General features: G+C 69.6%; 4 protein-coding genes. All 4 read left to right on the top strand.

Translation table 11 applies throughout. From position 1 onward, the window contains the following. Window positions 1-121: 121 nt before the first annotated feature. Window positions 122-1879, top strand: coding sequence for a protein translocase subunit SecD (gene secD, locus ACFQ7Q_RS37245; protein WP_383563427.1), 1758 nt, complete (start codon window positions 122-124; stop codon window positions 1877-1879). Between the two features lies 1 nt (window position 1880). Beyond that, window positions 1881-2969 carry a protein translocase subunit SecF gene (secF, locus tag ACFQ7Q_RS37240; protein ID WP_383563424.1) on the top strand — a complete coding sequence of 363 codons (1089 nt, stop codon included), beginning with the start codon at window positions 1881-1883 and terminating at the stop codon, window positions 2967-2969. Beyond that, the gene (locus tag ACFQ7Q_RS37235; RefSeq protein ID WP_383563421.1) at window positions 2969-3520 is read left to right on the top strand and encodes an adenine phosphoribosyltransferase; all 552 of its coding nucleotides are present in this window, start codon (window positions 2969-2971) and stop codon (window positions 3518-3520) included. Before secF ends, ACFQ7Q_RS37235 begins: the two co-directional genes overlap by 1 nt. A gap of 227 nt (window positions 3521-3747) precedes the next feature. Beyond that, window positions 3748-6216, top strand: coding sequence for a RelA/SpoT family protein (locus ACFQ7Q_RS37230; RefSeq protein WP_383563418.1), 2469 nt, complete (start codon window positions 3748-3750; stop codon window positions 6214-6216). The last annotated feature ends 47 nt before the right edge of the window (window positions 6217-6263 follow it).

The raw sequence follows: 6263 nt of genomic DNA, 5'->3' as shown, positions 1-6263 counted from the left end.
CCCACCGGCGTCCGCGGTCCCCGGCACGGTTCCACGTCTGCGGGGGCAGGTCCCCACACACACTTCGTGGCCGCACCGCGCACACCCGGCGCAGGGCGGTTGGACAGGGAGAAACGACAAGGTGGCAGCACCGAAGAAGGGCCGACGGCCGGCGGGGGGCCAGAGCAGGCCGGGGCGTGCCCTGGCTCTGATCCTGATCGCCATGGTCGCGCTCACGGGCGGAATGTTCTGGTCTGGTCACACCACACCGCGTCTGGGCATCGACCTCGCGGGCGGTACGTCGATCACGCTGAAGGCGAAGGCCGAGCCCGGCCAGGAAGACGCCGTCAACGAGACCAACATGAACACCGCGGTCGGCATCATCGAGCGTCGTGTCAACGGTCTGGGTGTCTCCGAGGCAGAGGTCCAGACGCAGGGCAAAGAGAACATCATCGTGAACATCCCCCGGGGTGTGAACGAGAAGCAGGCCCGTGAGCAGGTCGGCACCACCGCCCAGCTCTACTTCCGGCCCGTTCTGACCTACGCCCCCTCTCAGCAGCCCGCGCCGGACGCGAGCTCCTCCGCGTCGCCGAAGCCCTCGGCCTCCGGGGCGACCGCCGACAGTGGCAAGAAGGACGAGAAGTCCGCCACCCCGTCGTCGAGCGCCTCCACCCAGGGCCGCGCGGTCTCCGAGGCCCTGAAGGCCCCGAGCCCGACGCCCACGGCGAGCGGTTCCGCCACCCCGAAGAGCTCGGACAGCCCCAAGCCCTCGGCCACGCCGAGCGCCGACCCCGCGGCCTCCGCCCTGGAGCAGAAGTTCGCGGCCCTGAACTGCCTCGACCCGAAGCAGCGTGCCGCCGCCGGCCAGGGCGTCAAGCCCGCGGACTCCACCGTCGCCTGTGGCAAGAACGCCATCGGCCAGTGGGAGAAGTACCTCCTCGGCCCGGCCGAGGTGGACGGCAAGGACGTCGACAACGCCAAGGGCGTCCTCGACCAGCAGCGCGGCATGTGGATCGTGAACATGGAGTTCACGGAAGCGGGCGCCAAGAAGTTCTCGCAGATCACCGGCAAGCTGTCGCAGCAGCAGGAGCCGCAGAACCAGTTCGCGATCGTGCTGGACGGCGAGGTCGTCTCGGCCCCGTCGGTGCGCACCACGCTGAGCGCCAACGCGGAGATCTCCGGCAGCTTCACCCAGCAGTCGGCCCAGGACCTCGGCAACATCCTGTCGTACGGTGCCCTGCCGCTCTCCTTCGACACCCAGAGCGTCGACACCGTCACCGCCGCCCTCGGCGGCGAGCAGCTCGAGGCGGGCCTGATCGCCGGTGCGATCGGTCTGGCCCTGGTCGTCCTCTACCTGGTGATCTACTACCGCGGCCTGTCCTTCGTGGCGCTGCTCAGCCTCCTGGCCTCGGCGATCCTCACGTACGTGATCATGGCTCTGCTCGGCCCGACCATCGGCTTCGCGCTGAACCTGCCGGCCGTCTGTGGTGCCATCGTCGCCATCGGTATCACCGCCGACTCGTTCATCGTCTACTTCGAACGCATCCGCGACGAGATCCGCGAGGGGCGCACGCTCCGCCCGGCCGTCGAGCGCGCCTGGCCCCGTGCCCGTCGCACGATCCTCGTCTCCGACTTCGTGTCGTTCCTCGCCGCAGCCGTGCTCTTCCTCGTCACGGTCGGCAAGGTCCAGGGCTTCGCGTTCACGCTCGGCCTGACCACCCTGCTCGACGTGGTCGTGGTGTTCCTCTTCACCAAGCCGCTGATGACGCTGCTCGCGCGGACCAAGTTCTACGGCGAGGGTCACGCCTGGTCCGGACTGGACCCGAAGCGTCTCGGCGCCAAGCCGCCGCTGCGCCGCTCCCGCCGTGTCTCCGCCCCCGTCGACCCGAAGGAGGCGTGAGATGGCGAAGAAGCGCGACAGTCTCGGCGCCCGGCTCAACCGCGGTGAGGTCGCCTACGACTTCATCGGGAACCGCAAGCTCTGGTACGGCCTGTCCATCCTGATCACCATCACGGCGATCGTGGCCCTGGCCGTCCGCGGTCTGAACATGGGCATCGAGTTCCAGGGCGGTGCCGTCTTCACCACCCCGAAGTCCGAGGTCTCGGTCTCCCAGGCGCAGGAGTACGCGGAAGAGGCCTCCGGCCACGACGCGCTCGTCCAGAAGCTCGGCAGCGGGGCGCTGCGCATCCAGGTCGGCGGTCTCGACACCGAGAAGTCCGACCAGGTCCGCGCGGAGCTGGCGAAGGACCTCAACGTCGCCGAGGACAAGATCGCGGCGGAGCTGGTCGGCCCCAGCTGGGGTGAACAGATCGCCACCAAGGCATGGACCGGTCTCGGGATCTTCATGATCCTGGTGGTGATCTATCTGGCCATCGCCTTCGAGTGGAGAATGGCGGTAGCGGCGCTCATCGCCCTGATCCACGACCTGACCATCACCGTCGGCATCTACTCGCTCGTCGGGTTCGAGGTCACGGTCGGAACGGTCATCGGTCTGCTGACGATCCTCGGCTACTCGCTGTACGACACGGTCGTCGTCTTCGACTCCCTCAAGGAGGGAACGAAGGACATCACCAAGCAGACCCGCTACACGTACAGCGATCTGGCCAACCGTTCGATCAACGGCACCCTGATCCGTTCGATCAACACCACCGTCGTGGCGCTGCTGCCCGTCGCCGGTCTGCTCTTCATCGGCGGCGGTGTCCTCGGCGCCGGCATGTTGAACGACATCTCGCTGTCGCTGTTCGTCGGCCTCGCCGCCGGCGCGTACTCCTCGATCTTCATCGCCACCCCGCTCGTCGCCGACCTCAAGGAGCGCGAGCCGGCGATCAAGGCGCTCAGGAAGCGGGTGCTCGCCAAGCGGGCCGCCGCGGCCGCCAAGGGCGAGCCCCTGGACGGCCCCGACGCCGAGGACTACGACTACGAGGACGAGGACCGTACCGCCGTCGTCGGCCAGCGCGGCCGCCGCGGCAGGTCGTCGGAGCGCCACTGATGACCGACGCGACGCAGGGCACCGCGGATCTGCTGCTCAGCCGGATCCGCGACGTCCCCGACTACCCGAAGCCGGGCGTGCTGTTCAAGGACATCACCCCGCTGCTCGCGGACCCGGAGGCGTTCACCGCCCTGACCGACACCCTCGCCGCGCTGTGCACCACGCACGGGGCGACGAAGGTCGTAGGCCTGGAGGCGCGCGGCTTCATCCTCGCCGCCCCCGTGGCGGTCCGCGCGGGCCTGGGCTTCATCCCGGTCCGCAAGGCCGGCAAGCTGCCCGGTGCGACGCTGAGGCAGGCGTACGAGCTGGAGTACGGCACCGCCGAGATCGAGGTGCACGCCGAGGACCTGGCCGCGGGCGACCGCGTCATGGTCATCGACGACGTCCTCGCCACCGGCGGCACCGCCGAGGCGTCGCTGGAGCTCATCCAGCGGGCAGGCGCCGAGGTCGCGGGTGTCGCGGTCCTCATGGAGCTCGGCTTCCTCGCCGGTCGGGCCCGCCTGGAGCTCGCGCTGCGCGGCGCCCCGCTGGAGGCACTGATCACGGTCTGACACCGCGCCGCGTGCGGTGAGAGGGCGCCCCGGGGAATCCCCGGGGCGCCCTCGCCGTTCTCCCGGTATGTCCCGGAACGGGACAGTTCCGGCGCGTGGTGCCCGTCTCACCCCCCGTACGCGTGAGCACGGCGGCCCCCGGATCGATACCATGGCCTTTCCGGGCCTGACCGGGGGACCCGGAACCTCCCCCAGACTCCGTCCGGGGGGACCCCAGAGGAGCGCTTTTGCCAGACGAGGCCCAGCCACTCTCCGCCGCGCAGCCCGACCCGCAGGCCGAGAAGGCCGCGGCGGAACCCGCGACGCCCCAGAATCGGCCCGCGGAGAGCAGGCCCACGCCCGTGGCCCCCGGCCCGGCACCGGCCTCCAAGCCCGCGCCCGCCCCCGTGGCCCGCTCCGGCGGCGGCTCGTCCAACCGTGTGCGCGCCCGCCTCGCCCGCCTCGGCGTCCAGCGTTCCTCCCCGTACAACCCGGTCCTCGAACCACTGCTGCGGATCGTCCGGTCCAACGACCCGAAGATCGAGACCGCGACGCTCCGCCAGGTCGAGCGCGCCTACCAGGTCGCCGAGCGCTGGCACCGCGGACAGAAGCGCAAGAGCGGCGACCCGTACATCACGCACCCGCTCGCCGTCACCACCATCCTCGCCGAGCTCGGCATGGACCCGGCCACGCTCATGGCCGGTCTGCTGCACGACACCGTCGAGGACACTGAGTACGGCCTGGACACCCTGCGCCGCGACTTCGGCGACCAGGTCGCCCTGCTCGTCGACGGCGTCACCAAGCTCGACAAGGTCAAGTTCGGCGAGGCCGCGCAGGCCGAGACCGTCCGCAAGATGGTCGTCGCCATGGCCAAGGACCCTCGCGTCCTGGTCATCAAACTCGCCGACCGCCTGCACAACATGCGCACCATGCGCTATCTCAAGCGGGAGAAGCAGGAGAAGAAGGCCCGCGAGACCCTCGAGATCTACGCGCCCCTGGCCCACCGCCTGGGCATGAACACCATCAAGTGGGAGCTGGAGGACCTCGCCTTCGCGATCCTCTACCCCAAGATGTACGACGAGATCGTCCGGCTCGTCGCCGAGCGCGCGCCCAAGCGCGACGAGTACCTCGCCATAGTGACCGACGAGGTCCAGTCCGATCTGCGCGCCGCCCGCATCAAGGCCACCGTCACCGGCAGGCCCAAGCACTACTACAGCGTCTACCAGAAGATGATCGTCCGCGGCCGTGACTTCGCGGAGATCTACGACCTGGTCGGCATCCGCGTCCTCGTGGACACCGTCCGCGACTGCTACGCGGCGCTCGGCACCGTCCACGCGCGATGGAACCCGGTCCCCGGCCGGTTCAAGGACTACATCGCGATGCCGAAGTTCAACATGTACCAGTCGCTGCACACGACGGTCATCGGACCCAACGGCAAGCCCGTCGAGCTGCAGATCCGTACGTTCGACATGCACCGCCGGGCCGAGTACGGCATCGCCGCGCACTGGAAGTACAAGCAGGAGGCCGTCGCCGGCGCCTCCAAGGTGCGGACCGACGTGCCGAAGAACACCGGCAAGGACGACCACCTCAACGACATGGCGTGGCTGCGCCAGCTGCTCGACTGGCAGAAGGAGACCGAGGACCCGGGCGAGTTCCTGGAGTCGCTGCGCTTCGACCTGTCGCGCAACGAGGTCTTCGTCTTCACCCCCAAGGGCGACGTCATAGCGCTGCCCGCCGGCGCCACCCCCGTCGACTTCTCCTACGCCGTCCACACCGAGGTCGGCCACCGCACGATAGGCGCGCGGGTCAACGGGCGGCTCGTCCCGCTCGAATCGACCCTCGACAACGGCGACCTCGTCGAGGTCTTCACCTCCAAGGCCGCCGGCGCCGGGCCGTCCCGCGACTGGCTGGGCTTCGTCAAGTCCCCCCGGGCCCGCAACAAGATCCGCGCGTGGTTCTCCAAGGAGCGGCGCGAGGAGGCGATCGAGCAGGGCAAGGACGCCATCGCGCGGGCCATGCGCAAGCAGAACCTGCCGATCCAGCGCATCCTGACCGGCGACTCGCTCGTCACGCTCGCCCACGAGATGCGCTACAGCGACATCTCCTCGCTGTACGCGGCGATCGGCGAGGGCCATGTCACGGCCCAGTCCATCGTGCAGAAGCTGGTGCAGGCACTCGGCGGCGAGGAAGCGGCCAACGAGGACCTCGTCGAGACCGCCCCGCCCACGCGCGGCCGCGCCAAGCGCCGCTCCAGCGCCGACCCCGGTGTCGTCGTCAAGGGCGTCGAGGACGTCTGGGTCAAGCTGGCCCGCTGCTGTACTCCCGTACCGGGCGACCCGATCATCGGCTTCGTCACCCGCGGCAGCGGCGTATCGGTTCACCGCAGCGACTGCGTCAACGTCGAGTCGCTCTCCCGTGAGCCCGAGCGCATCCTCGAGGTCGAGTGGGCGCCCACCCAGTCCTCGGTCTTCCTCGTCGCCATCCAGGTCGAGGCCCTCGACCGCTCCCGGCTGCTGTCGGACGTCACCCGGGTCCTGTCGGACCAGCACGTCAACATCCTGTCGGCGGCGGTCCAGACCTCCCGCGACCGGGTGGCCACCTCGCGCTTCACCTTCGAGATGGGCGACCCGAAGCACCTGGGACACGTCCTGAAGGCCGTCCGGGGCGTGGAGGGCGTCTACGACGTCTACCGCGTCACCTCGGCCCGCAGGCCGTAACGCCGGACGCACGAGACACGGGAAGGGCCCCGGTACCTGTCACAGGT

The sequence above is a fragment of the Streptomyces sp. NPDC056527 genome (assembly GCF_042794475.1).
Lineage (GTDB): Bacteria > Actinomycetota > Actinomycetes > Streptomycetales > Streptomycetaceae > Streptomyces.
The sequence above is the reverse complement of the archived record's forward strand: the minus strand, read 5'-3'. Positions and strand labels throughout refer to the sequence as shown.